20 protein-coding genes and 3 tRNA genes are annotated in these 25,356 nt (G+C 43.6%); 14 read left to right on the top strand and 9 right to left on the bottom strand.

Going from position 1 to position 25,356, the window contains the following annotated elements:
- Position 1 precedes the first annotated feature (1 nt).
- From BP27_RS15755 to folD, 7 genes are all read right to left on the bottom strand, one after another.
- On the bottom strand, positions 2 to 706 hold the full coding sequence (locus BP27_RS15755; protein ID WP_036239827.1) for a helix-turn-helix domain-containing protein: 705 nt from the start codon (positions 704 to 706) through the stop codon (positions 2 to 4).
- Between the two features lie 179 nt (positions 707 to 885).
- Positions 886 to 1,875, bottom strand: coding sequence for an asparaginase domain-containing protein (locus BP27_RS0108480; protein WP_027851183.1), 990 nt, complete (start codon positions 1,873 to 1,875; stop codon positions 886 to 888).
- Positions 1,856 to 3,055 (bottom strand): amino acid aminotransferase, encoded by a 1,200-nt coding sequence (locus tag BP27_RS0108475; RefSeq protein WP_027851182.1) that lies wholly within the window; start codon positions 3,053 to 3,055, stop codon positions 1,856 to 1,858. The genes BP27_RS0108480 and BP27_RS0108475 overlap by 20 nt, the downstream gene beginning before the upstream one ends.
- A 25-nt stretch (positions 3,056 to 3,080) precedes the next feature.
- Positions 3,081 to 4,016, bottom strand: a complete 936-nt coding sequence (locus BP27_RS0108470; RefSeq protein ID WP_027851181.1) for a diguanylate cyclase domain-containing protein — start codon at positions 4,014 to 4,016, stop codon at positions 3,081 to 3,083.
- Between the two features lie 32 nt (positions 4,017 to 4,048).
- Positions 4,049 to 4,666, bottom strand: coding sequence for a chemotaxis protein CheX (locus BP27_RS0108465; RefSeq protein ID WP_027851180.1), 618 nt, complete (start codon positions 4,664 to 4,666; stop codon positions 4,049 to 4,051).
- Between the two features lie 3 nt (positions 4,667 to 4,669).
- On the bottom strand, positions 4,670 to 5,032 hold the full coding sequence (locus tag BP27_RS0108460; protein ID WP_027851179.1) for a response regulator: 363 nt from the start codon (positions 5,030 to 5,032) through the stop codon (positions 4,670 to 4,672).
- An 8-nt stretch (positions 5,033 to 5,040) separates the two neighbouring features.
- Positions 5,041 to 5,901, bottom strand: coding sequence for a bifunctional methylenetetrahydrofolate dehydrogenase/methenyltetrahydrofolate cyclohydrolase FolD (folD, locus tag BP27_RS0108455; RefSeq protein WP_027851178.1), 861 nt, complete (start codon positions 5,899 to 5,901; stop codon positions 5,041 to 5,043).
- Between the two features lie 245 nt (positions 5,902 to 6,146).
- Between folD and BP27_RS0108450 the strand changes: the two genes are divergently transcribed.
- From BP27_RS0108450 to BP27_RS0108395, 12 genes are all read left to right on the top strand, one after another.
- Positions 6,147 to 6,223, top strand: a tRNA-Pro gene (locus BP27_RS0108450).
- A gap of 40 nt (positions 6,224 to 6,263) precedes the next feature.
- A tRNA-Arg gene (locus tag BP27_RS0108445) sits at positions 6,264 to 6,340 on the top strand.
- A gap of 47 nt (positions 6,341 to 6,387) precedes the next feature.
- A tRNA-His gene (locus BP27_RS0108440) sits at positions 6,388 to 6,463 on the top strand.
- A gap of 150 nt (positions 6,464 to 6,613) precedes the next feature.
- A complete protein-coding gene (gene tig / locus BP27_RS15750) occupies positions 6,614 to 7,921 on the top strand; it encodes a trigger factor (protein ID WP_036239852.1) in 1,308 nt (435 codons plus the stop codon).
- A gap of 140 nt (positions 7,922 to 8,061) precedes the next feature.
- Positions 8,062 to 8,679 (top strand): ATP-dependent Clp endopeptidase proteolytic subunit ClpP, encoded by a 618-nt coding sequence (gene clpP / locus BP27_RS0108430; RefSeq protein ID WP_027851177.1) that lies wholly within the window; start codon positions 8,062 to 8,064, stop codon positions 8,677 to 8,679.
- A 70-nt stretch (positions 8,680 to 8,749) separates the two neighbouring features.
- The gene (gene clpX / locus BP27_RS0108425; protein WP_027851176.1) at positions 8,750 to 10,030 is read left to right on the top strand and encodes an ATP-dependent Clp protease ATP-binding subunit ClpX; all 1,281 of its coding nucleotides are present in this window, start codon (positions 8,750 to 8,752) and stop codon (positions 10,028 to 10,030) included.
- Positions 10,031 to 10,157: 127 nt separating this feature from the next.
- A complete protein-coding gene (lon, locus tag BP27_RS15745) occupies positions 10,158 to 12,593 on the top strand; it encodes an endopeptidase La (RefSeq protein WP_051610468.1) in 2,436 nt (811 codons plus the stop codon).
- A 121-nt stretch (positions 12,594 to 12,714) separates the two neighbouring features.
- A complete protein-coding gene (locus BP27_RS0108415) occupies positions 12,715 to 13,029 on the top strand; it encodes an HU family DNA-binding protein (protein WP_160169829.1) in 315 nt (104 codons plus the stop codon).
- Positions 13,030 to 13,142: 113 nt separating this feature from the next.
- The gene (locus tag BP27_RS0108410) at positions 13,143 to 15,002 is read left to right on the top strand and encodes a SurA N-terminal domain-containing protein (RefSeq protein WP_027851174.1); all 1,860 of its coding nucleotides are present in this window, start codon (positions 13,143 to 13,145) and stop codon (positions 15,000 to 15,002) included.
- 11 nt (positions 15,003 to 15,013) lie between these two features.
- A complete protein-coding gene (nagZ, locus tag BP27_RS15740) occupies positions 15,014 to 16,048 on the top strand; it encodes a beta-N-acetylhexosaminidase (protein ID WP_245597830.1) in 1,035 nt (344 codons plus the stop codon).
- 18 nt (positions 16,049 to 16,066) lie between these two features.
- Positions 16,067 to 17,185, top strand: coding sequence for a mechanosensitive ion channel family protein (locus BP27_RS15735; RefSeq protein WP_051610467.1), 1,119 nt, complete (start codon positions 16,067 to 16,069; stop codon positions 17,183 to 17,185).
- Complete coding sequence (locus BP27_RS0108395; protein WP_027851173.1) at positions 17,185 to 17,754, top strand: hypoxanthine-guanine phosphoribosyltransferase; 570 nt, start codon at positions 17,185 to 17,187, stop codon at positions 17,752 to 17,754. Before BP27_RS15735 ends, BP27_RS0108395 begins: the two co-directional genes overlap by 1 nt.
- An 11-nt stretch (positions 17,755 to 17,765) precedes the next feature.
- Here the strand turns inward: BP27_RS0108395 and BP27_RS0108390 are convergent, their stop codons facing one another.
- Together BP27_RS0108390 and mfd are read right to left on the bottom strand one after the other, a co-directional pair.
- The gene (locus tag BP27_RS0108390; protein ID WP_027851172.1) at positions 17,766 to 18,491 is read right to left on the bottom strand and encodes a CsiV family protein; all 726 of its coding nucleotides are present in this window, start codon (positions 18,489 to 18,491) and stop codon (positions 17,766 to 17,768) included.
- A gap of 37 nt (positions 18,492 to 18,528) precedes the next feature.
- Positions 18,529 to 22,074 carry a transcription-repair coupling factor gene (gene mfd, locus BP27_RS0108385; protein WP_027851171.1) on the bottom strand — a complete coding sequence of 1,182 codons (3,546 nt, stop codon included), beginning with the start codon at positions 22,072 to 22,074 and terminating at the stop codon, positions 18,529 to 18,531.
- Positions 22,075 to 22,286: 212 nt separating this feature from the next.
- Between mfd and BP27_RS0108380 the strand changes: the two genes are divergently transcribed.
- Together BP27_RS0108380 and BP27_RS0108375 are read left to right on the top strand one after the other, a co-directional pair.
- Positions 22,287 to 23,744 carry a glyceraldehyde-3-phosphate dehydrogenase gene (locus BP27_RS0108380; protein WP_027851170.1) on the top strand — a complete coding sequence of 486 codons (1,458 nt, stop codon included), beginning with the start codon at positions 22,287 to 22,289 and terminating at the stop codon, positions 23,742 to 23,744.
- Between the two features lie 249 nt (positions 23,745 to 23,993).
- Positions 23,994 to 25,355, top strand: coding sequence for a Na(+)-translocating NADH-quinone reductase subunit A (locus BP27_RS0108375; protein WP_027851169.1), 1,362 nt, complete (start codon positions 23,994 to 23,996; stop codon positions 25,353 to 25,355).
- Position 25,356: the final 1 nt, after the last annotated feature.

Raw genomic sequence — 25,356 nt, 5'->3', positions numbered from 1 at the left:
TTTACATCGCTCGGGACCAAGTCTTAGTTACAAGGCTTGGTTGCTCTTGTAGCTGGTTTACCTTGTGCTCTTGTAGCTGGTTTACCTTGTGCTCTTGTACAGGAATTAATAACTCGCGCTGTTTGTTGTCTACCTCAAGCGTTGCCCGACCTAGGCTTTCCGATGGAATGCTATCTAACATACGACTCGAAATTCTGTAAGCCAATTCACCGCTGTCTAAGTGGAAAGGTATCCACAGGCTGTCCATCCAACGGTAGCCGGAGTGAAGCGTAGGTGTTGGCATAGTAATTTTTGCCCAGCTGATGCCTTCATCAAAAGCGCCCGACTCTTTTAACCATAAATAAAGCCTATGCCAAGTTTTATCTAGTAAAGGTGCATAGCTATTTCCTATTAACTCCTCTCGACTACGGCAACCATTAACGGCCAGAGTTATTTCTGATGCTGCCAGCACGCATAGGTTTGTATCGAGCAATATAGAAAAATGTAAATCTTTATTGACACTTTCAAGTAAGGGACGATCCATTTCCATTAAAGGGGCATCTAACACTGCTTCTAGTTCTTGTCGGTAACGAGCTGAAGGGGTTATGTGGCAACGCTCCCAGCGTGATACTGCACCTTGATCTATACCAAGTTTTTCAGCTAATTGTTGTTGGGTTAGGTGGCGTGACCGCCTTAGACTTTTAATACGTTCGCCAATTTTTTTCATGATTTTTTCCGCCGCTCTAGTTGTTTTATATTTTTTTGTACTTAACTCAGGTATTTTAAACGCTGAGGGGCTAGTCGCTATGCCATAGATAAGTGATGCATGCAAATCTATGAACTAGATCACAGGTATAGCAAAGTTTTAGGTCTTTGTGTGATGTAAATCACATAAAAAGGCAGGTTTTAGTCATTTAACCAATATAACGGCAGGTCTGCAGCACTTATTATATTGAAGTGATTTAGGGCAAGTAGGCACACAAGTCGAGCTTCAGCGTATTCAGGTGTCATCTTTCCTAAGGCTACAACACCCGCTTGGTAAAGGTCTGCAGAAGCAGCATAATTTTGATTAACACCCCCCTGCCAGCATTGACTGGTTAAACCTATGACTAAGCCTTGAGTTAGGTGCAATTCTGTTAAGCGTTTAAAGGTTAAGGGTAAGCAAGGTGAGTTACCGCTACCTAAGCCTTCTAAAATAAGGCCATCTAAGCCATCTAGCTGTTGAGCTAACCAAGCATCATTTAAACTAGGAATTAAGGGCAGGCGAAGCAGCTTAGGTTGAAAACTGCCTGCTAGTTGACGCAGTTGCTTAGCTGTTAAGTAGCCATTGGCTGGCCAGAAGTGCTTAGAAGCTAAAGGTTGGTTGACTGCAGTAAAGGCATCTAAGTTTTGAGAATCAAATTTACGCGTGGCTTGAGCTGGTAATAACTGCTTTGCAAAAGCAATGAAACAACCAGTTTCAAGCTGTACTGCCTGCTCTAGTGCAAACTGAATATTGGCTAAAGCATCGCTATTGGGGCTGCCTAAAGGAAGCTGAGAAGCTGTTAAAACCAATGGAGGGGAGAAGTGGGTGAGTAAACAGTCTAAGGCACCGGCTGTCCAGGCTAGAGTATCTGTACCTTGCAAGAGTATAAAAGAGTCGTATTGATTTTGTTCATCTAATAACTGTGCTGCCAAACTAAACCAGTGGCTAGCGTTCATGGCAGAAGAGTCTAGCAAAGGGCTTAGCTCACAAAAGCTCAGTTCGCAGTGAAGCTTTTTTAGCCAAGACTCATCTAATAAAGGCAGTAAACGAGAAGCAAAGTGACTACCAGGTTCAAGTCCATTTTCACCTGGTAACATGCCGATGGTGCCACCGGCATAAATAACTCTAACTTTATTTTTTACCACAGACACTGGCAATGGCTTCGCACAGGTAGGGTAGGTTTTGTTCGTTATAACCAGCAATATTCATACGGCCGGTACTCACCATATAAATACCAAAGTCTTTTTGTAGTTGAGCTACTTCGTTGGGTTTTAAACCAGAATAAGAGAACATACCACGCTGTTCTGCAACACAAGCAAATTTTTCAGCTAGACCATAAGGCGTTAAAGCGACAACAAACTGCTGGCGCAGTGTATTAATACGGTTACGCATTTCATCTACTTCACTACGCCAAAGGGTATTGAGTTCTTGGCTAGCTAAAATGGTGGCTACAATGGCACTACCATGCGCTGGAGGGTTGGAGTAGTTAGCCCTGGCTACACTGGCCATTTGGCTACGAACTTTTTCCATATCTGTGGTGTCTTTAGCCACGGCAATAAAAGCACCAATGCGCTCACGGTATAAACCAAAGTTTTTAGAGCAAGAAGAAGTAATCATTACCTCGGGCAGTTCTTCAGCTAGTAGGCGAACGGCTGCTGCATCTTCATCTAAACCTTCACCAAAGCCTTGGTAAGCAAAGTCTATAAGTGGTAGCAGCTTACCTTCTTTTAAAACAGCCAAAACTTCTTGCCACTGCTCTTTAGAAAGATCAAAGCCGGTTGGGTTATGGCAGCAAGCATGCAGAAGAACCACATCGCCTTGAGGAATTTGCTTTAAATCAGCAAGCAGGGCAGGAAAATCTAAGCGGTTAGTATCGCTATCTACATAGGCATAGGTTTTATGTTGAATGCCTACTGCATCAAAAATAGCAAAGTGGTTTGGCCAAGTAGGGTTAGAAATCCACACGGTTTTTTCAGGTGAATTACGCTTAATAAAGTCGGCAGCCAGGCGTAATGCACCGGTACCACCAGGCGCTTGAGTTAAGGTGGCGCGTTTTTCTGCAAGCACATTAGAGTTTTCGCCAAATACCAAAGGTAGCATTTGCTGAGAAAACAAAGGGTCACCATGAGAGCCTATGTACTTTTTAGTTGTTTCACGGGTTAGAAGTAGTGCTTCCGCTTCTCTTACTGACTTTAAAATGGGCGTGTTACCTAACTCATCACGGTAAACCCCCACACCTAAATCAATTTTAGAAGGGTTGGTGTCTTGGTTAAACGCTTCAATTAAACCAAGAATTGGATCAGCAGGCAGAAGTTCTACTTGTGTAAACATAGTTATTACCTTTAATAAGGAGTAGTTAAGTATTTAATGCACGCATAGCTTGGCCTTTGCCTTGGGCTTTAGCCAAATACATAGCGTTGTCTGCACTCTTCATGAGTGCTTTGGGTGAATTACCCTGTTGAGGACCTAGCGCAATACCTATGCTTGCGCCCACTTGTAGTTTTTGTCCTTGCCACTCAAGTGGTTCAGCTAAGACATCACAAAGATGACTAGCAAACTCAAACAGTTGGTCACTGTTAGAAACATTAGGTATTAATGCAACCATTTCATCGCCACCTAGACGAGCTGCTAAGCCTGAATTATGACTAAAATTATCTAGGCTAGTTTGTAAGCGCCTGGCTAAAACTTGAAGCACGTTATCGCCAGCTTCATGCCCATGACGGTCATTAACCAGTTTAAAACCATCTAAATCAATAAATAGTAAGGCGAAAGGTTGTTGATCTTGAGTGACCAGGTCATAGAGTTTTTGTAGCTCTATCACCAGTAAGGAACGGTTAGCTAAACCGGTTAAACTATCATGTTGAGCTAAGTAGCGCACCTGCTCCATAGCAGAACGTAAATGTTGTTCACGTCTTACGGTGCTGGTTACATCAGCAATTTGTAATAAACAAGCCGGTTGTTTTTGATAGATGACCGGCTGCACAAGAATAGAGTGGTGTAAGGGCTGCTGATTATTAAGCTGAAAAAGCGGAAGCAAATTAGGATGCAGTTGATGTGATAGGCGCCTTGCAAGCCCAATTTCTATGCATTGATCTATAGCGTCAGTTAAAGCTGGGTCTAAGGAGGAATTAAAAATATCTTCTAGTGAGCGACCTAAAGCTAAGTCTTTTTCAACACCAGTAATGCGTGCAATAAAAGGATTCCAAAGCAAGGTTTTATGATTTTCACCTAGAACAATAACGCCAATATCTAATAAGTTAACTAGGTTTTTAAAGTCTTCTTGCAAGGGCATCTGAACTTAACTTCCATTTTTTGGCAAAGCAATCAGCTAAGCAGCTTTTCTAGGTATTCATTTAAAGCAGTACGAAAACCGCTAGCTGAGTGCAAGTCTATAATGAAGGCTAAATAACCTTTTAGTTCACGTTGACTTAAAGAAAAATCAACTTGCACTAGCATAATTAAGGAGTCATCACGGTCACATAGTCGCCTTAAAATATTATGGCAGTTGCCTGTATAAGCTTCAGGTAAAGACGTTTTAATTTCTCGCTGTAAAATATTGGCTAGCGTTGCTAAGCAGGAATTTAATATGATATTGCCCAGCTCGGCAAGGGTGTCTTGCTCTAACTCTGATATTTCGATGGCAGACAGTTCATCGCCCACTATGAGTCTAACTAACTCTAAACTACGCTCTTCAGGAAAAATTAATGCTGCCTTGCCACTCACAAAACCCTCGAAGGCTTGGGTGACACCGGCTAAAGCTGAGGGCAGTAATTCAGAAAAGTGAGTTTCAGCCGTTGCAATATCAACAAAGTCCACTTTAGGTACTGAGAGCAAAACCTCATCATGCACTAGCTTAGATAAAGAAGATGCAGCGCGACCAACACCAATATTCATTAACTCAACAATGGTATCTTGTTGATCTTGGTTGAAAGCGTTAATCATGATTTAACTCTTTAGTAGGTTAGCTAGCTGCTCAGAGTCAACGGGTTTGCCAAGAAAACCTATGCCCATATTTTTAGCTCGGGTCACTATGGTGTCTTGAATGTTGGCAGTTACTAACACGAGATGAATTTTTTTGTCTTGTTCACGAATTAACTGGCCTAGTTCTAAGCCGTCAATTCCGGGCATATTAAAGTCTAATAAGGCTAAATCGAAGGCATTAGGTTGAAAAACAGCTAAAGCCTCATCACCGTTAGCAGCTTGAGTTATTTCTGCCGTTGCATCAGTCAGCTTAATTAAATGTTGCAGAGTTAAACGTGCAACACGGCTGTCATCAACGAGCAGAATTCTTTTAGCAGCTTGGGTCATATCGATTCCTAATTTAGGCCTAAAGCTAATTCATAGGCTTGTAGGGTATTTTCTAATAAGGTTGCTACCGTCATAGGGCCAACACCGCCAGGTACGGGAGTGATCCAAGCGGCACGTTCAGCAGCAGGAGCAAACTCAACATCGCCCACCAAAGTGCCATTATCTAGACGATTGATGCCAACATCAATAACCACTGCGCCAGGCTTAATCCACTCTCCTTTAACAAGGCCGGGAATACCAACACCCACAACAATAATGTCTGCCTGAGCCACTTCTGCTGCTAGGTCTTTAGTAAAGCGGTGAGTAACTGTAATGGTGCAGCCAGCCAAAAGCAGCTCTAATGCCATGGGGCGGCCTACTATATTAGAAGCACCCACTATCGTGGCTTTTAAGCCATGTAAATCAAGGTTTAAGCCTTCTAAGAGCGTCATTATGCCTTTAGGTGTACAAGGGCGAAGCAGGGGTTGGCGTTGAGCAAGGCGACCTAGGTTAAAGGGGTGAAAGCCATCTACATCTTTTTCAGGACGAATACGCTCTAATAAAGGATTAGGATTAAGGTGCTTAGGTAGAGGAAGCTGTAAAAGGATACCGTCTATCTGGGCATCTTCATTTAACTGGTCAATTAGGTTTTCTAAATCTGTTTGGCTGGTTGTCGCATCTAAGCTAAAAGAATGAGAAGTAACACCTGCTTTTTCACAGGCCAAGTGCTTATTACGAACATAGACTTCAGAGGCAGGGTCGGCACCGACTAAAATAACTGCTAAAGCAGGATTACGCTGACCTGCATTTAAGTGTTGGCTTATTTTTTTAGCGACTGCTTCACGAAGGTTTAGGGCAACTTGTTTGCCATCTATTAATTGGGCGCTCATTTAAACTTAAATTTCCATAACTAGACGAGATAAGCTATTGTCGCATGACTTAGGGCTAAGAGGAATGCTGACAAGGATTTTGTTCGCCCAGCTAGGTAAATTACTCACTAAGCTGCTGTTTTAGAAAATAATTTCAAAAAAGGCTTGACGGTTTTTAAATATGCCCTATAATGCGCTCCACATTGATCGGGACTTCCAAGAAACAGCGAGAAGCAACCTAGTTAATGCAAGTAGTAGAAATAAGTCGGGGTATAGCGCAGTCTGGTAGCGCGCCTGCTTTGGGAGCAGGATGTCGGGGGTTCGAATCCCTCTACCCCGACCACTTATTTCAAGCTTCTACATGCAGGCAATAATCACCCAATGCGCCTATAGCTCAATCGGATAGAGCAACGCCCTTCTAAGGCGTAGGTTGCAGGTTCGATTCCTGCTGGGCGCGCCAAAGCGCTCTGTAGTGGTAAGAAACTATTTGCGAATAAGTTTTTGATGGTGAGCGTAGCTCAGTTGGTAGAGCTCTGGATTGTGACTCCAGCGGTCGTGGGTTCGAGCCCCATCGTTCACCCCAGATTTTAAAAAAGGCATCCTTAAAGGGTGCCTTTTTTGCATTAAGGCTTGCTGCAAGCGACAGTAACTCTTAAAATCCCCCCTTTGCTTACTATTCACTTAGATAAAACCATTTAATAAAACACCAAGAAATGTTTAACGAGGATTGTCCATGCAAGTTTCCGTAGAAACGACTTCCGCGCTGGAGCGTCGAGTAACTATTCAGGTACCAGCAGAGCAGGTAGATACCGCTGTTGAAGCACGCCTTAAAGACACCGCACGCAAGGCTAAGGTAGATGGTTACCGCCCAGGTAAGGTGCCAATGAGTGTTATTAAGCGTCGTTTTGGTGAAGGTGTACGTCAAGATGTTCTTTCGGAACTCATGCGCAGTAACTTCATTGAAGCCGTTACACAAGAAAAGCTAAACCCAGCGGGCACACCAGAAATTGAACCTGGTGCTGCTAATGAAGCAGGCAAGCCTTTTGAATTCACTGCAACTTTTGAAGTTTATCCAGAAATTGAACTTAAAAGCTTAGAGGGCGAAACAGTAGAGCGTCCTGTTGCAGAAATTAATGACCAAGATTTAGAAGATTTAATTGTTGATCTACGCAAGCAACGTGCTGAGTGGGCAGATGCAGACAAAGCAGCTGAAACCGGCGACCAGGTTAATATCGATTTTGAAGGCTTTATTGATGGCGAAGCTTTTGAAGGCGGTAAAGGCGAAAGCTACGACCTAGTACTCGGCTCTAGCTCTTTTATACCAGGTTTTGAAGATCAGCTAGTTGGTAGCAAAGCAGGTGAAGATAAAGAAGTCGAAGTAAGCTTCCCAGAAGATTACCAAGCAGCCAACTTGGCTGGTAAAGCAGCTACCTTTAAGTGCAAAGTTAATGCTGTTAAAGCACAAGAGCTACCCGAGCTAAACGAAGAATTTTTCACTCAGTTTGGTGTTAGTGAAGGCGGTGAAGAAGCCTTCCGTAAAGAAGTACGCAAAAACATGGGCGCTCAGTTAAAGCAAGCCTTGCGTAACACAACCAAGCAAGCTGTTTTTGAAGCACTAATGAAAGCTAACCCCATTGAAGTACCTGGTGCGCTAGTTGAAAACGAAGTCGACAACCTGCGTCGCCAAGCGGCACAACAGTACAACCTTGGTGAAGACTTTGATATCAGCCAAATTCCTGGTGATTTATTCCAAGATCAAGCTAAAAACAATGTTGTTTTAGGTTTGTTGGTTGGTGAAGTCATTAAAGCGAACGAAATTAAAGCAGACCAAACCATTGTTGATGAGCTACTGAACGAAATGGCTCAGTCTTATCAAGAACCGCAAAAAGTGGTTGATTACTACAAAACCAACCCTGAAATGCTACGTCAAGTTGAAGGCGCAGCGTTAGAGCAGCAGGTAGTTGAAAAGCTTTTAGCAGAAGCAGAAGTGACAGATGTCACCAAAACTTTTAAAGAGCTAGCTATGCCTGCTCAGCAGTAAAAGTTGCAGTAAAAACAGCGTTGTAAACTGATCCGGCGCCAAAACGCCGGATCTTTTTTTTATACTCAGGCTAAATCTTGGTGGAATTTATCTTCAACCTCGGTTAGTTTAGTTGGCATTATGTAAATTAGGGATGCAAAATGTTTAATAAATCAGATATACAAAACGCAGGTGGCCTAGTACCCATGGTAGTAGAGCAATCTGCTCGTGGTGAACGCTCCTACGATATCTACTCGCGCCTCCTAAAAGAACGCGTAATTTTCCTTGTTGGGCAAGTAGAAGATTACATGGCTAACCTAATTGTGGCGCAGATGCTATTTTTAGAGTCTGAAAATCCAGATAAAGACATTCACCTTTATATCAACTCACCTGGTGGCTCAGTTACTGCAGGCATGTCTATTTATGACACCATGCAATTTATTAAGCCTAACGTATCAACCATGTGTATTGGTCAAGCGGCTAGTATGGGTGCATTTTTACTAGCTGGTGGCACCAAAGGAAAGCGTTTTTGCTTACCTAACTCACGCATGATGATTCACCAACCTTTAGGTGGTTTCCAAGGGCAAGCCTCAGATATAGAAATTCATACCCGTGAAATTCTTGGCATACGTGACAAGTTAAATAAACTTTTAGCACTGCACACAGGTCAAAACATTAAGACCATTGCCAAAGATACTGACCGCGATAACTTTATGGACGGTGAAGCAGCAGTAAACTATGGCTTAATCGATGCAGTATTAGATAAACGTCCAGAATAAACTTATATAGCCTGCAAATAAATTCAAGCAGGCTTATATAGGGCAAGTTTTGAAGACAACGGGGTAAATAATGGCCGACGGCAAAAAAAGTAAAGAAAAGCTTCTATACTGTTCCTTCTGCGGTAAAAGCCAAGACGAAGTAAGAAAGCTTATTGCAGGCCCATCTGTTTATATATGTGATGACTGCGTAAGCCTCTGTACCGATATAGTTAGCAATGAATTTCAAGAAGAAATACTCGAAGAAGAAAATGAAAAGCTTCCAGTGCCTAAAGAAATTCGAGAGCAGCTAGACGACTACGTTATAGGCCAAGATCGCGCCAAAATGGTGCTAGCTGTAGCAGTTTATAATCACTACAAGCGCCTTAAGTCACAGCTAAAAACTGACCAGTCAGTAGAGCTAGGTAAAAGTAATATTCTGCTCATAGGCCCTACAGGTTCGGGTAAAACACTGTTAGCAGAAACCTTAGCGCGTATGTTGAATGTACCCTTTACTATGGCAGATGCCACCACCCTTACCGAAGCCGGTTATGTGGGTGAAGACGTAGAAAACATCATTCAAAAACTACTGCAGAAATGTGATTACGATGTTGAGCGTGCAGAGCGCGGTATTATCTACATAGATGAAATAGACAAAATTTCACGTAAATCAGATAACCCATCCATCACTCGTGATGTGTCGGGTGAAGGTGTACAGCAAGCCTTGCTTAAACTGATTGAAGGTACGGTTGCCTCCGTTCCACCTCAGGGTGGCCGTAAGCACCCTCAGCAAGAATTTCTACAGGTAGATACCAGTAATATGCTGTTTATCTGTGGTGGAGCTTTTGCTGGCCTAGATAAAGTTATTCGTGCCCGTACTGAAAAAGGCGGCATAGGCTTTAGTGCAGAAATCAAAAGCAAAAAAGAAGATGAAGCTTTAGGTGAAGCGCTACTAGAAGTAGAGCCAGAAGATTTAGTACGCTTTGGCTTAATTCCAGAGTTTATTGGTCGTCTACCCGTAGTCGCTACGCTAACCCACCTAGACGAAGATGCTTTAATTCAAATATTAACTGAGCCAAAAAATGCGTTAACCAAGCAGTATGGTCAGCTATTTGAGATGGAAGGTGTCGAGTTAGAGTTCCGTGAAGAAGCCCTGCGTGCTATAGCGAAAAAAGCCTTAGAACGTAAAACCGGTGCGCGTGGTTTGCGTTCTATTATGGAAAGCATTTTGCTAGATACCATGTATGAAATACCATCACTTAAGCAGGTTATTAAAGCCGTAGTGGATGAAAAAGTGGTTGAAGGTGAAGCTAAACCGCTGCTACTTTATGAAAATGATGATTTAGAACAGTTAGCTGCTAACCCGATTAACTAAAAAACTCATCATTAAATCAAGAAGTTATAAAAAAAGGGCCGAGTGCCCTTTTTTTCTTGGCTTTTAGCCTCCATATCTATTTTTTAGAATGAAATAAGCCGAATTGAAATTTAAGAGGTCCACTGCAATGTCGCAGCTAACAGAAACAAATTTGCTCGCTCCAACAGAGCTGCCCTTATTGCCCCTCAGGGATGTAGTGGTCTACCCACAGATGGTCATTCCACTCTTTGTGGGGCGTGAAAAATCTATCCATGCGCTTGAAGCCGCTATGGCAGAAGACAAAAAAGTATTTTTACTGGCTCAAAAAGATGCTGAAAAAGATGATCCAGAACTCGAAGATCTTTACAGCATAGGAACAGAAGCCAATATTTTACAATTATTGCGCTTGCCAGACGGCACAGTGAAAGTGCTTATTGAAGGTAGTCACCGCGCAAAAATTACGCGTGTTTATTATCAAGACAGCACCAATGAGGAAGGTGAAGCTGTTAACTATGTTATGGCAGAAGGTCAGCCGCTAGAAAGCGAAATACTGACCGAGCGCGAACAAGAAGTTTTAACGCGTGTATTGTTAGGCCAGTTTGAGCAGTACGTTAAGCTGTCTAAAAAAGTACCCGCAGAAGTCGTTACCAGCCTAGAAAGCATTGCTGATCCAACCCGCATGGTTGACACCATCTCTGCACACATGCTGTTAAGCGTCAAAGATAAACAGCAACTCTTAGAGCTAGACAAGGTTCGTGAGCGTATTGAACGCCTCATGACCAAAATAGAAGAAGAAATAGACCTGCTGCAAGTTGAAAAGCGCATTCGTGCGCGAGTAAAGCAGCAAATGGAAAAAACCCAGCGCGAGTATTATTTGAATGAGCAGATGAAAGCCATTCAAAAAGAAATGGGTGATCTAGACAATAGCGGTAACGAAATTGATCAGCTTACCAAAAAAATTGAAACGGCTGGAATGCCCGCAGAAGCCAAAGAAAAAGCCGCCACCGAGCTGAACAAGTTAAAAATGATGTCACCCACCTCAGCCGAGGCAACCGTTGTACGCGGTTACCTGGACTGGATGGTAAGCCTGCCGTGGAAAAAACGCTCTAGAGCCAGCATAGACCTTAAAAAAGCCAGCGAAATACTTGATGCTGACCATTATGGTTTAGAAGAAGTTAAAGAGCGCATTTTAGACTACCTAGCTGTTCAGCAAAGGGTTAAAAAAATTAAAGGCTCAGTGCTTTGCCTTGTAGGCCCACCAGGGGTAGGTAAAACCTCTTTAGGTCAGTCTATAGCTCGCGCTGTTAACCGCAAATATGTACGCATGGCTTTGGGTGGCGTAAGAGACGAAGCAGAAATTAGAGGTCATCGCCGTACTTATATTGGCTCCATGCCAGGTAAGCTGGTTCAAAAAATCTCCAAAGTGGGGGTTAAAAACCCGCTCTTCTTGTTAGACGAAATCGACAAGATGGGTATGGATCACCGTGGAGACCCTTCTTCTGCACTGCTAGAAGTGTTAGACCCAGAACAAAACAGCAAATTTAATGACCACTACCTAGAAGTAGACTATGACTTATCTGAAGTCATGTTTATTTGTACCGCCAACTCAATGAACATTCCTGCGCCCTTGTTAGACCGTATGGAAGTGGTGCGCCTGCCTGGCTACACCGAAGACGAAAAAAGTAATATAGCCGAGCGCTACCTAGTACCTAAGCAGATGGAAAACTCAGGCCTTAAAGCTAAAGAAGCCGAGTTTACTCCAGAAGCCCTACTAGAAATTATTCGCTACTTTAGCCGTGAAGCTGGGGTGCGAGAGCTAGAAAGGCAAATTACGCGTGTTTGTCGTAAGGTTGTGCGTGAGCTGGGCGAAGGTAAAGCAGAAGCCCCTGTTAAAATTGATGCCGCAGCAATAGAGAAATACCTAGGTGTGCGTAAGTACAAGTACGGCTTAGCTGATGCAGATAATCAGGTGGGTCGTGTGACCGGTTTAGCCTGGACAAGCGTAGGTGGTGAGCTGCTGAGTATAGAAGCCGCTATTATGCCGGGTAAAGCCAAATTAGTTAGAACAGGCTCCCTAGGCGATGTTATGCAAGAGTCCATACAGGCAGCGCTTACAGTGGTGCGTAGCCGTAGTCAAAGCTTAGGCATAGACCCAGCAGAATTTGAAAAGCAAGACATTCATATTCACGCACCCGAAGGTGCCACACCCAAAGATGGCCCTAGTGCTGGTATCAGCATGTGTACTGCATTAGTATCAGCATTTACGGGTATTCCTGTTCGTGCAGACGTAGCTATGACTGGTGAAATCAACCTGCGTGGCGAAGTGATGCAGATTGGTGGTTTAAAAGAAAAACTACTGGCAGCGCGTCGTGGGGGAATTAAAACCGTTTTAATTCCTCAAGACAACGAAAGAGACCTTAAAGAAATTCCTGACAGCATCAAAGGTCCTTTAGAAATAGTGCCAGTAGAATGGATAGATCAAGTGCTCGATATTGCTTTAGAAGCCATACCAACACCTTTGCCAGCCAAGGTAGCGACACTTGCAGACGAAAAAAATGCAGAATTACGGCCCGGAACGCATTAAAATCCTAAATAATTGCTTTTAGGTATTTCCATACGGTTATATTAAAGGCTAAGATACCGGCCGTATGGTTAATTTAATATAAGTAGTAAACCTTGCATTCTGGACCTTGAGCCAAATCTTTATGGAACAGAAGCGTGTTAAAACCAAAAAAAGGGGTGGAAGTGTGAATAAATCAGAACTAATTGATGCAATAGCAACTAAAGCAGATCTTCCTAAAGCATCTGCAGGCCGTGCGCTTGATGCCTTAATTGATGCCGTAAGCGAAGCACTACAGCAGGGTGACAGTGTTTCTTTAGTTGGCTTCGGTACTTTTAGTGTTAAAGATCGTGCAGAACGTCAAGGTCGTAACCCTAAGACTGGTCTGCCAATTACTATTAAAGCTGCCAGAGTACCTAGCTTTAAAGCAGGTAAGGGTCTAAAAGACGCTGTTAACTGATTTTAAATCAGACGACACATCAAAGCGCACCGACTAGGTGCGTTTTTTTTATCAAAAAGCTATAATCCACCATTAAACGATATCCAATAACCTTTGCCTGAATTGAGAGCTACATGCTGGTAAAAATTAGAGAAAGATCCAAAGGAATAGTTGCCTACTTTTTAGTAGGTTTAATAGCCATTGCCTTCTCCTTATGGGGAATGGATTCACTCTTCACTGCCATGCGTGGTGATCCCAATGAAGTGGCGAAAGTAAACAGTGAATCAATCAGCCAGTTTCAGGTTGACCAGGTCGCTCAACAGCAAATGCGACAGCTGCAGCAGCAAGGTCAAATCGATACCGACCAGCTAGATATGAATTTACTGCGTCAATTTGCTCTGAACCAAATCATTCAAGAGCAGCTCGTTCAGCAAAAAGTACAGCAGCTCAATATGCAGGTGGGTGACCGTCAGCTAGAAAGGCAGATAGTACGCATTAGCTCTTTTCAAGACGAAGAAGGCCGCTTTCAGCAAGACAGGTTCTCTCAGCTTATTGCTCAGCAAGGTTTGTCGCCTCAAGCTTTTAGAGCCCAGTTAAAACAAGATATTTTAGCCCAACAGCTTCTAGGTGGTTTGTCGGCTAGTGAATTTATACTTGCCAACGAAGTGGAGGAGTTTCAGCTGTTAATTGGGCAAAAACGCGACTACCGTTACAAAATTATTCCTACCCAAAGCTATTTAAGTCAGGTAGAAGTAACGCCTGAAGAAATTGAAAATTTTTATCAGCAACAGGCACAAAATTTTCAAACCCCCGAACAGCTAAGACTTAACTATTTGATTTTTGATCCTAGCCAGCTGGCCAAGCAGTTTAATCCTAGCGAAGCAGAGCTGAAGGCTGAATACGAGCGCTACATCAGCAGCCTGCAAAATCAACAAAGTGATTATTCAGCAGCCCATATCCTACTTACTTATTCTACGGCAGCAGAAAAGCAACAAGCTCAAGAGCGCCTAGAGGCAGTAAAAGAAAAAATTCAAGCGGGTGCAGACTTTGCAACCCAAGCGGCAGAAGTATCTGAAGATATCGCTACTGCCAAACAAGGCGGTAAACTGGGTCGTATTCAGGCAGGTAGTTTAAATGCTAGCTTTGAAGAAGCTTTATTTGCCCTAGAACAACCGGGTGACCTATCAAACGTAATTGAAACAGAGTTTGGTTTACACCTTATTCAGCTTACCGATAAACAAGAGCCTGAACTGCCTGCTTTTGAAACACTGCGTCCAGAATTGGTTGAGCGAGTAATAGCGCAACCGCTACGCAATGCAACCAGCGAAAAACTAGAAGAACTAACCAACCTAAGCTTTAGTTCAGATAACCTAGCCAGTGTTGCTGAGGCAGCCGACCTAGAGGTTCAGCTCAGTGATTGGTTAGTTAGAGGCAAGTTAAAAGGCATTTGGGCTGAGTCTAAAGTTAGTAAAGCTATTTTTGCTGATGACCTTATAAAAGATGGCTGGTTAACCCAACCCCTAGCACTAGCGGATGGTCGTTATTTAATTGCCGGCCGTGAAACCTACCAGCCACAAGAGCAGCAAGCACTTGAAGAAGTGAGTGAGGCAGTAACAGCAGAACTCAAACAGCAAAAAGCTAGCGAACTAGTTAGTAAGCTTGCCCAACAGCAGCTAGATAAACTTCAAGCTCAAGAAGAAGTGGCGGGCGATTGGCAGTCAGTCAACAAAGCTACACGCAATGCTTCTCAAGTTTTAGCTGATATCAATCAAGCAGCTTTTCGTTTAAGTCTAGCCAAGCCAACCACTAGCCTTAGCCTAATCAATGGTGATTCAGTGATTATTGAGTTGCACCAGGTAACTCAAGGTGAGTTGTCTAGTAACGAAGCAGAAGTAAGTCAGCTTAGCTTAGCTTTACAAGAAGAGCAGAGCTATCGTATGCAAAATAGCTTTGTGCAGCAGCTAGAGCGTGATGCCAAAATCATTCTGCGCTAGGTTACCCAGTTATGTCTAAACTTATGCTTGACCTGCAAGGCTTGCACCTAACGCCAGCAGAAGAGCAATTACTGACAAGGCCCTTGGTGGGTGGTGTCATTCTTTTTTCCCGCAATATACAAGACGCAGCCCAAGTGGCTGCGCTTAGTGCTGAAATACGCTCCATTCGCCCAGACTTACTTTTAGCTGTCGATCAAGAAGGCGGTAGAGTACAAAGGCTTAAACAAGGCTTTACTCTTTTACCCGCAATGCGTGAACTTGGTAGGCTTTACGAGTTGAATCAAGAAGCAGCACTCACCACTGCACGGCTTCTTGGTCAGTTAATGGCTGCTGAAGTGATAGAGGTTGGCTTAGATATAAGCTTTGCGCCCGTTTTAGATATTGACTACCAAACCAGTGAAGTTATTGGTGATCGAGCCTTTGCCAGTGATATTCCTTCACTTATAGACCTAGCCCAAGCTTTTATTCAGGGCATGCAACAGTCGGGTATGGCCGCTACCGCTAAACATTTTCCTGGTCATGGCTATGTCACTGGTGATTCACATAATTGCATACCTTTAGATAGCCGTAGCCTTGAAGACATTCAAACTAGCTGCCTGAAACCCTTTGTTGCACTGGCAGCACAGGTGCAAGGCATCATGCCCGCACACATTATTTATACTCAAGTAGATACTCAGCCAGCAGGTTTTTCAAAGGTTTGGTTAACCAAATTACGTAAAGAGCTTAATTTTACAGGCATGATCTTTAGTGATGATCTGGCAATGGAAGGTGCAAGCCAAGCGGGTAGTTTTCCACAACGTGCGGCAGCAGCACTTAAAGCTGGCTGCGATCAAGTTCTGGTTTGTAATAACCCTAAAGCTGCATTAGAAGTTTTAGACTGGTTAGAAACGCAAGATTTTGAACCTTGTAATAAAATTGCTGCTTTAAAAGCCCAGCCTGCTAGCAGTAATAATTGGTTAGAATCACCTGAGGCCTTGTTAGCAAGGCAGTTAGCAGAGCATTTAGTGGCTAAAGATTTGCAGTCAGTATTGCACCTGCTTACTTAACATTAAAAAGGCAAGACGATGAATGATATTTTACACACAGTCTCTTCATTAGGTGGCGTTATACCTATCGATTACGCCTGGATAATCCAAGTATTTATTGTAGTATTTGTTGCTCTAGTGATTAATTTTTTTGCTAATCGCTTTATGAATAAGCTGCAACAAAAGTTTGAAAAAACAAGCAATATTTGGGATGACTTGTTTTTAGATGCGGCTCGCAAGCCGATTAGTGCATTTATATGGGCACAGGGTTTATTGCTTGCGTTCAATATAGTGAATATCCATTCAACCCTAGATATGGCCGAGCTTATAGATGTAGCAAGGCGTTCTGTGGTTATTATTCTAATTGCTTGGTTCCTACTGCGTTTTATTCGGGGTATGGAATTACGTTTAACCAAGCCAGGCGCATTAAAAAAACCCTTAGACTTAACCACCGCTAAAGCCATTAGTAAGCTACTTAAAGCATCCACTATTATCACCACAGCGCTGGTTTTATTACAAACCCTAGGCTTTTCAGTTTCTGGGGTACTGGCATTTGGTGGTGTAGGTGGTATAGCTGTGGGTTTTGCGGCAAGAGACCTGCTAGCCAACTTTTTTGGTGCCTTGGTTATTTATTTAGACCGCCCATTTGTAGTGGGTGACTGGATACGCTCACCCGACAGAGAAATAGAAGGCACGGTTGAAGAAATAGGTTGGCGCTTAACTCGCATTAGAACTTTCGATCAACGCCCTCTTTATGTACCTAATGCTGTTTTTGCTAGCATAGCGGTAGAAAACCCTTCACGTATGTTCAATCGTCGTATTAATGAAACGATCGGAATACGCTATAGTGATGCCGACAAAATGCCTGCGATTATTGAAAAGGTGCGTCAATTCTTGATTGATCATCCAGACATGGAAACAGAAAACCGCACTTTAATCGTTAATTTTAATACCTATGGCCCCTCTTCTTTACAGTTTTTTATTTATACGTTTACTAAAACCACTAACTGGGTTGATTATCACGGCATTAAGCAAAATGTCCTTTTAGGTATTTACGACATTATTAGTAATGAAGGTGCAGATATAGCCTTCCCAACCCAAACTTTGTACTTGCATGAGGATTCTGCTTCCTCTGCTCTAGGACAGGTAGAGCCTTAATGAACGATGATTTACCTAGTGAAATTGAACGAATTCGTAAGGTGTCTCAAGATGCTGACTGTTTAGCAACTGAGCAAGAAGTAGCAGCGGCTTTCGATACAATGGCACAAGCGATTACTCAGCGTTTAAAAGATAAACTGCCCGTGGTTTACTGCGTTATGAATGGTGGTATGTTTACCACCTCAGAATTGCTAAAGCGTTTAGATTTTCCCTTAGAAGTCGATTACCTTCACGCTACCCGTTACCGACGCAAAACAGAAGCGGGCGACCTGCATTGGCGAGTAGAGCCAGAAGTTGCCATGAAAGGACGCAGTGTTTTAGTGATCGATGACATTCTTGATGAAGGCGCAACCCTAGCTGCTATTTTAGATCATTGCCGAGAGCAGGGCGCAAAAGAAGTAACCTGTGCCGTCTTAGTCGATAAAAAACATAATCGCAAAGCAGTAGAAGGTTTTAGTGCCGACTTTACCGGCCTAGAAGTAGAAGACCGGTATTTGTTTGGTTGTGGAATGGACTACCAGGGTTATTTGCGTAACCTGCCTGCTATTTATGCGCCCCAAGGGCTATAAACTATAAGCAGTTATTCTGGTGCTCTTTCTATTTTTATTAGCAAGCCTAAATAAGGGCTATCAATAAAATGTAAGTCGCCACTTCGCATTCTGCGTCTTTGGTGCATGCCTGCAGAGTCCTTCACTTTATATTGACCTTCTACTAGGCTAGAGCCCTTACGAAGTTTGCTAGGGTCTAGCTGCTCTTCTGCTAGAGGTAAAGGATGCAGACTTCTAGCTAAGGGAGTGTCTTGATTAGACTCAGCTAAGGGCTCAAAGGTGTTTAAAAACAGGTCAGTTTCTAAGTGCAAATAACGCGCAACACTAAGTTTTAGCTTGCCTTGCAGTTCAGGCATTCCATCGTAATAATCACCACCTTCTATTAATAAAGGCAGACTCCTGTCTTCAGAGACTAGGCGCATACGCCAAGTTTCATGGAAAAGTAAACGGTAGTCTTTATTGCGCTTTAAAGCGTCTGCTTCTCTGACTAACAAAGCTTCTTGAGGTAAATAGTTACCGCTAGGTTGCTTAGTTAACTGTGACCAGGCAGGCGAAGGGCCAATTTGTAAGGCTGGCTCTTGAAGGGGTGAAAAAGTATGCGGCTTACCCGGAAGTTCAGTAGAGCCCTTGCCAGGCTGTTGTGAAAAAATAAGCACTTCAATAATGTAGTCACGCTCATTAGGGTGAGGCGTAGCTTCAGTATTTGCCACTGCCTTGCTAGCTACTAGGCTAGCCAGTAATAAAACTAATAATCGCATCACTAAATTATCCCTATTGTATAAAATTTAAGCAGCTTCATTGCAGTGCATCCAAAAGCTTCTCTAAGCCAGCAAAGCATTTATCGGCTGTGCTCATATCTAAATTAAACTTCAAAGACTGAGCAGAATCGAGTTTATAGACCAAAGGCTGACGTTGCATTAGCTGCACTAGCTTAATGGGTTCAACACTGGTTTGACTACCAAAGTGCAAAATTCCTCTGTCTTTACCTGCATCAATACGTACTATACCCAGTGCTTCTGCCCGTTGCTTGACCTCAGTTAAGCGAAAGAGGTTTTTAGTTGCCTCAGGCAATAGCCCAAAGCGGTCAATCATTTCTACTTGTAAATCCCTTAAAGCAGCAGCATCTTTGCAGCTAGCAATACGCTTATACAGCTGTAAACGACCATTAACGTCGGGCAGGTAGTCATCTGGAATTAAGCTAGCCAAGTGTAAGCTAATTTCTGTACCCGTGCGTAGGGGAAGTTCAGCGCTGGGTGTTTTACCTTGGCGAATGGCTTTAACTGCGTCTTCTAGTAAGTCCATATACAAACTAAAACCTAAGCTAGCTATTTGCCCACTCTGTTCTTCACCTAAAAGCTCACCTGCACCACGAATTTCTAAATCTTGTGAAGCTAGAATAAACCCAGCACCCAAATCTTCATTCATGGCTATGGCTTCTAAACGCTTTTCAGCATCTTTACTAAGTTTTTTGCCCTCAGGCGTTAGCAGATAAGCATAAGCTTGGTGATGAGAGCGACCCACTCGACCCCTAAGTTGGTGAAGCTGAGCTAAACCAAATTTATCAGCACGTTCAATAATAATGGTGTTAGCGTTAGGTATGTCGATGCCTGTTTCAATAATGGTGGAGCAAAGTAAAAGGTTGTAGCGTTTATGGTAGAAGTCTTGCATTACCCTTTCTAACTGGCGTTCAGGCATCTGCCCGTGAGCAACACCTAAGCGTACTTCTGGAATGATTTCCCTTAACTTTTCAGCAGCATTTTCTATGGTGCTCACATCATTGTGTAAGAAATACACCTGACCACCACGCAAGAGTTCACGCAATACAGCTTCTTTTATAATCGCCTCATCGCGCTGGCGAACAAAGGTTTTAACCGATAAGCGCCTAGCCGGTGGGGTAGCAATAATGGATAAATCGCGTATGCCAGACATGGCCATATTTAAAGTACGCGGAATGGGCGTAGCAGTCATGGAAAGCAGGTCTACATTAGCTCTTAGGGCTTTTAAGCTTTCTTTTTGACGCACCCCAAAGCGGTGCTCCTCATCAATAATCACCAAGCCTAAATTCTGGAACTTAACCGAAGACTGCAATAGCTTGTGCGTACCTATTAGAATATCGACCTTGCCTTCTTCTAGGCGGTTAATGCTTTCTTGTTGTTCTTTAGCAGAACGAAAACGTGAAAGCAGCTCGATATTCACCGGCCAATCAGCAAAACGGTCTTTAAAATTATCGTAATGTTGCTGAGCCAAGAGTGTCGTAGGTACTAAAATAGCCACTTGTTTTTGGTTATGTACAGCAATGAACGCAGCTCGCATGGCTACTTCCGTTTTACCAAAGCCTACATCGCCACACACCACTCTATCCATGGGGCGAGTGCGTGCCATATCGCTTATCACTGCATTAATGGCCAGTTGTTGGTCGACGGTCTCTTCAAAAGGAAAGGCAGAAGAAAACATTGCCCAGTCTTCATCGTCTAGGGTAAAAGCAAAGCCCTTTTGTGCTTCACGGCGGGCGTAAATATCTAACAGCTCTGCAGCGGTATCACGAATTTTTTCTGCAGCTTTTTTACGTGCTTTATCCCACTGGTCAGAACCTAAGCGGTGAAGGGGTGCATGTTCGTCATTGTTGCCACTGTAGCGGCTGATTCTGTCAAGCGAAGCCACAGGTACATAAAGGTTGGCATCATCAGCATAAACCAGCTTTAAAAACTCTTGTGTTTGCCCACCTGAGGTGAGAGTTTCCAAACCCATATAACGGCCAACACCATGATCAATATGCACTACGGGCGCATTCAGGGTTAATTCAGATAGGCTACGAAAGGCCAGCTCTTGGTTAACTGCCGACACTTCTCGGCGCCGTCTTTGCAAAATGCGTTCACCAAAGAGCACTGACTCAGTAATCAGCAGTAGTTCTGGCTGGGGTAAATACAAGCCTCTATCGAGGGGCGCTAGGGTCAGTGCTAGGGGCGGTTTTTGGTTTAAAAAGTCTTGCCAGTCTTTAACGTCTTGCGGCACTAGGTCGTGGCGACCTAATAATTCCATTAAGGCTTCACGGCGACCACGAGATTCCACCGTTAATAAAATACTAGCCTTAGGGTTGGCGGCTATAAAATCTTGTAAGGCACCTAAAGGCCGCTTAGCCTTGGCTGCAACGGCTAAATTAGGTAGCGGCAGACTGGCTAAGGTTTGGTCACCTGCTAGGGAATCTTTGGGTGTTAAAGAGTGCACTTCAACCCGCGCAAATAGGTTACGCTCACGGTTTAAAGTTTCTAGCGGTAGGTAGAGTTCGTTAGGGGCTAAACAAGGGTGGCGAATATCATGGCGCAGGTTTTCATAGCGGCGTTCAATTTCTTCCCAATAATTACTTGCAGCCTGCTGAACGGTTTGCACTGGCTGGTTAGCTGTTGCTAACTCACTGTCAGGGTTTGCATTCATGCCAGGCTCAGAACTAGCAGGTTCAGCAATAGTTATTTCGGCAATTAACGTACCTACCGGCAAATAATCAAAAAGGGTGGCGGTATGAGTAAAAAATAATGGTAAAAAGAATTCAAGCCCAGGCGTTACTAAGCCTTTAAGGGTATCTTGGTAAATATCACAACGGGGCAGGTCAACATCAAAGCGGGTTTGAAATTCTGTGCGGAAAACCTTTAACGACTGCTCATTTAATACAAACTCATGGGCAGGTAGTAACGAAACCGCATCGGTTTTCTCTTCGGTTCTTTGGGTTTCAGCATTAAAAAAGCGCAAAGACTCAATTTCATCATCAAAAAGTTCAATACGCAGGGGTTGCTCACTACCCATAGGGAAAAGGTCTAGCAAACCACCTCTAACTGTAAATTCACCCTGCTCAAAAACCGTGTCCACCGCTCGGTAACCTGCTTCTTCAAGCTGGCGACGAAAAGCATGCATATCTAGCCTTTGCCCTAGCTTTAAGTCAATGGCATGGCTTACTACAAATTCAGCAGGTGGTAAACGCTGCATTAGGGTACTAATAGGCACAACCAACAAACCTTTACGCTGATTAGGTAAGGCTAATAAAGTTTTTAAGCGCTCAGAAACAATGGTTTGATGAGGTGAGAAACGATCATAGGGCAAAACCTCCCAATCCGGCAGGCTTAAAACAGGTAGGTTCTCGGGTGCAATAAAAGTCAGTTCATCAGCTAAAAGGCGTGCGCTGGTGGTATCAGGGCAGATCACTAATAAAGGGGCAGAATGCTGTTGAGCCGCTTCAACCAAAGCCACAGCGGCGGCGGCATCATAAACATTTAACCAGCGTTGTAAAAAACCTGCTTTAGAGGGAGGTGTACTGGTTAAAAGTGAGTAGGGTTTGACCGCTTTATTCATTAGTAAAATAACCGAGTTAGCTAAAAATTAAAGCGCATGATACCAGCCAAACAAGATATTAAAAAATGCCTTTAACCCTGCGAAGGTCTAAAGCTAATAAGCCTGAGCCATTTGCCTAAAAGCGGGTCAACAAGCATAATAGCGGCAAATTTTTACACTCCATTATTTACTGATAACTATTCAGTTTAATTCACTAAAGAGGGGCTTAGCCTGTGAGCGACAATAAATTAGATACCTACTTTGAAGACTGGCAGGAACGCGAAACCATTGCAGAAGCAATGATTCCAATTATTGGCCGTTTATACCGTAAGTACAACGTAGTGACTTCTATCTATGGTCGAGCTTTAGTTAATCGCTCTGTTATACGCATTTTAAAAGACCACCGCTTTGTACGTCAGGTTGAAGGCAGTGAGTTGGATGTGCGCGATAGTCACCTTTTGTTAGACACACTACTCAAGCTAAAGCCTGGCCCTTGTCACGTTGATATCGGTAAGTTGGCGGCAGAATTTCGTAAGTCAGGCAGCACAGACATGGAAGCCTTCTTAAAAGCTGAAATGGGTGATGTGCTTGGCAAGCATAAAGATGCTGAGCTAGGTGGCGAGCCACAAGACGTTGTACTTTACGGCTTTGGTCGTATAGGTCGTTTGTTAGCGCGCATTATGATCGAAAAAGCGGGTGGTGGTAGCCTGCTGCGCCTAAGAGCTGTTGTGGTTCGTGGTGGTAGTGATGGCGACCTAGAAAAGCGTGCCAGCCTTTTACGTCGTGACTCAGTGCATGGTCCTTTTGATGGCACCATTAGCGTAGACACAGAAAACAAAGCACTCATAGTCAACGGTAACTACATACAATTTATCTATGCCAGCTCGCCTGCAGAAGTGGACTACACTCAGCACGGTATTCAAGATGCGCTAGTGGTGGACAACACAGGTATGTGGCGTGATGAAGAAGGTCTAAGTCAACACCTAGCTTGCAAAGGTGCTTCACGCGCTATTTTAACAGCACCAGGTAAAGGCGATATCAAAAATATCGTTTATGGCATTAACCACAGCGATATTAAAGACAGCGATAAAATTATTTCAGCTGCTTCTTGTACCACTAACGCCATTGTTCCGGTTCTAAAAGCAGTCAATGACAAGTACGGCATTATTAGTGGCCATGTAGAAACGGTGCATGCTTACACTAACGACCAAAACTTAATTGATAACTTCCATAAAGGTGATCGTCGCGGTCGTTCAGCTGCAATGAATATGGTACTAACCGAAACCGGTGCTGCTAAAGCCGTAGCTAAAGCCTTGCCAGAACTAGAAGGCAAGCTAACGGGTAACGCGATTCGTGTACCCATTCCTAACGTGTCTATGGCTATATTGAATCTAAGCATGGAAAAGGCAAGCAGCGCACAGGAAATGAACGACTACCTAAGCTGGGCATCGCTTTATTCACCCATGCAAAAACAAATTGATTTTGTTGATTCCAACGAAGTGGTTTCATCAGACTTTGTAGGTAATCGTCATGCTGGTATCGTAGATGCAAAAGCCACCATCGTGAGTGACAAACAAGCAGTACTCTACGTTTGGTACGATAATGAGTTTGGCTATAGCTGCCAAGTGGTTAGAATTTTACAAGAGATTTCTCATATAAATTCACCCTACTTTCCAGCAGATCGCAGCTAATATTATTTGCAGCTTAAATAAGCTGTACGAATAGACCTATAAGTTTTCTGCTTAGGTCGACTAAAAGACCCTAGCATCGGGTAGCGTTTGGTGTTTAGGGTCTTTATAATGCACACATTTTTAAATAGCCACTTGTGCGACAAAAAGACGCAATCATGACTGCGCAGCCACAAGGGACACAGTTTTTTCAGATGTAAAAACCTTAGCTTTAAAAAGCTTTATCTTTAACTTGGTGATTGGGCGTGACCTATGATAAAAATCAAGCGTGGCCTTGATCTACCCATCGCCGGTGCACCTAAGCAGTCCATCACGGACGGCAATAAAGTGCGCTCCGTTGCAGTTCTAGGGCCAGACTACGTTGGTATGAAACCAACCATGCTGGTCAAAGAAGGCGACAAGGTGAAATTGGGTCAGATCCTCTTTACGGATAAAAAAACTGCCGGTGTGAACTACACAGCACCCGCAGCAGGAACGGTAGTAGCCATTAATCGTGGCCAGCGCCGTGTACTGCAATCCGTAGTGATAGAAATAGCAGCAGAAGAAGAAGCCGAAGAGTTTACTGCCTACAGTGAAGCTCAGTTGGCTGACATAACCGGTGAGCAAGTAAAAGAGCAACTGGTTGCATCAGGCTTATGGACAGCATTAAGAACTCGACCCTTTAGTCGTGTTCCGGCACTGGACGCTAAGCCTAGCTCGATATTTGTAACCGCCATAGATACCCATCCTCTAGCTGCAGATCCTGCAGTGATCATTGCAGACCAAAAAGAAGCCTTCTTAGCTGGTCTAAAAGTAGTGAGCAAACTAACCGAAGGTAAAACCTTCATCTGTAAAGAAGCTGGTAAAGACCTACCCACTTTAACCGGTGGTAGCTTTGAAGTAGCAGAATTTGCAGGTGTGCATCCAGCCGGTTTAGTTGGAACGCACATTCACTACCTAGACCCAGTTAGCGCGACTAAACAGGTTTGGCATTTGAACTACCAAGAAGTGATTGCCTACGGCCAATTATTTCTAACAGGTAAAATCAATACTAACCGAGTAGTCGCTTTAGCTGGCCCACAAGTCAAAGAGCCACGCTTAGTGCGTACTCGTGTGGGTGCTAACCTAGATGATCTGGTTTCAGGCGAACTAACCACTGAAACCAGATCGCAGATTATATCTGGTTCGGTATTCAGCGGTCGTGCAGCCGATGATGCGCTTAACTATTTAGGCTTTCATCACAATCAAGTCAGCGTTTTACAAGAAGGTAGTGACCGTCTCTTCTTAGGTTGGCTAACGCCAGGTATGCCTAACAGCGGCAACCATTCGGTAACGGGTATTTTTGCTTCAGCCTTTTTAGGTTTAGGTAAACACTATGCGCCCACTACTTCTACTAACGGTTCAGAGCGTGCCATGGTACCCATTGGCTCTTATGAAAAAGTGATGCCGCTAGATATTCTGCCCACCCAACTTCTTCGCTCCATTATTGTGGGCGATATAGAAGTTGCCATGCAATTAGGTTGTTTAGAACTCGACGAAGAAGACCTTGCCCTCTGTACCTACGTGTGCCCAGGCAAATATGAATACGGTCCAATTCTGCGTGACAACCTAACGCTGATAGAGAAAGAGGGCTAAT

The sequence above is a fragment of the Marinospirillum insulare DSM 21763 genome, assembly GCF_000686905.1.
GTDB lineage: Bacteria > Pseudomonadota > Gammaproteobacteria > Pseudomonadales > Halomonadaceae > Marinospirillum > Marinospirillum insulare.
Note: the sequence above shows the minus strand (reverse complement) of the source record. Positions and strands in the feature narration are given on the sequence as shown.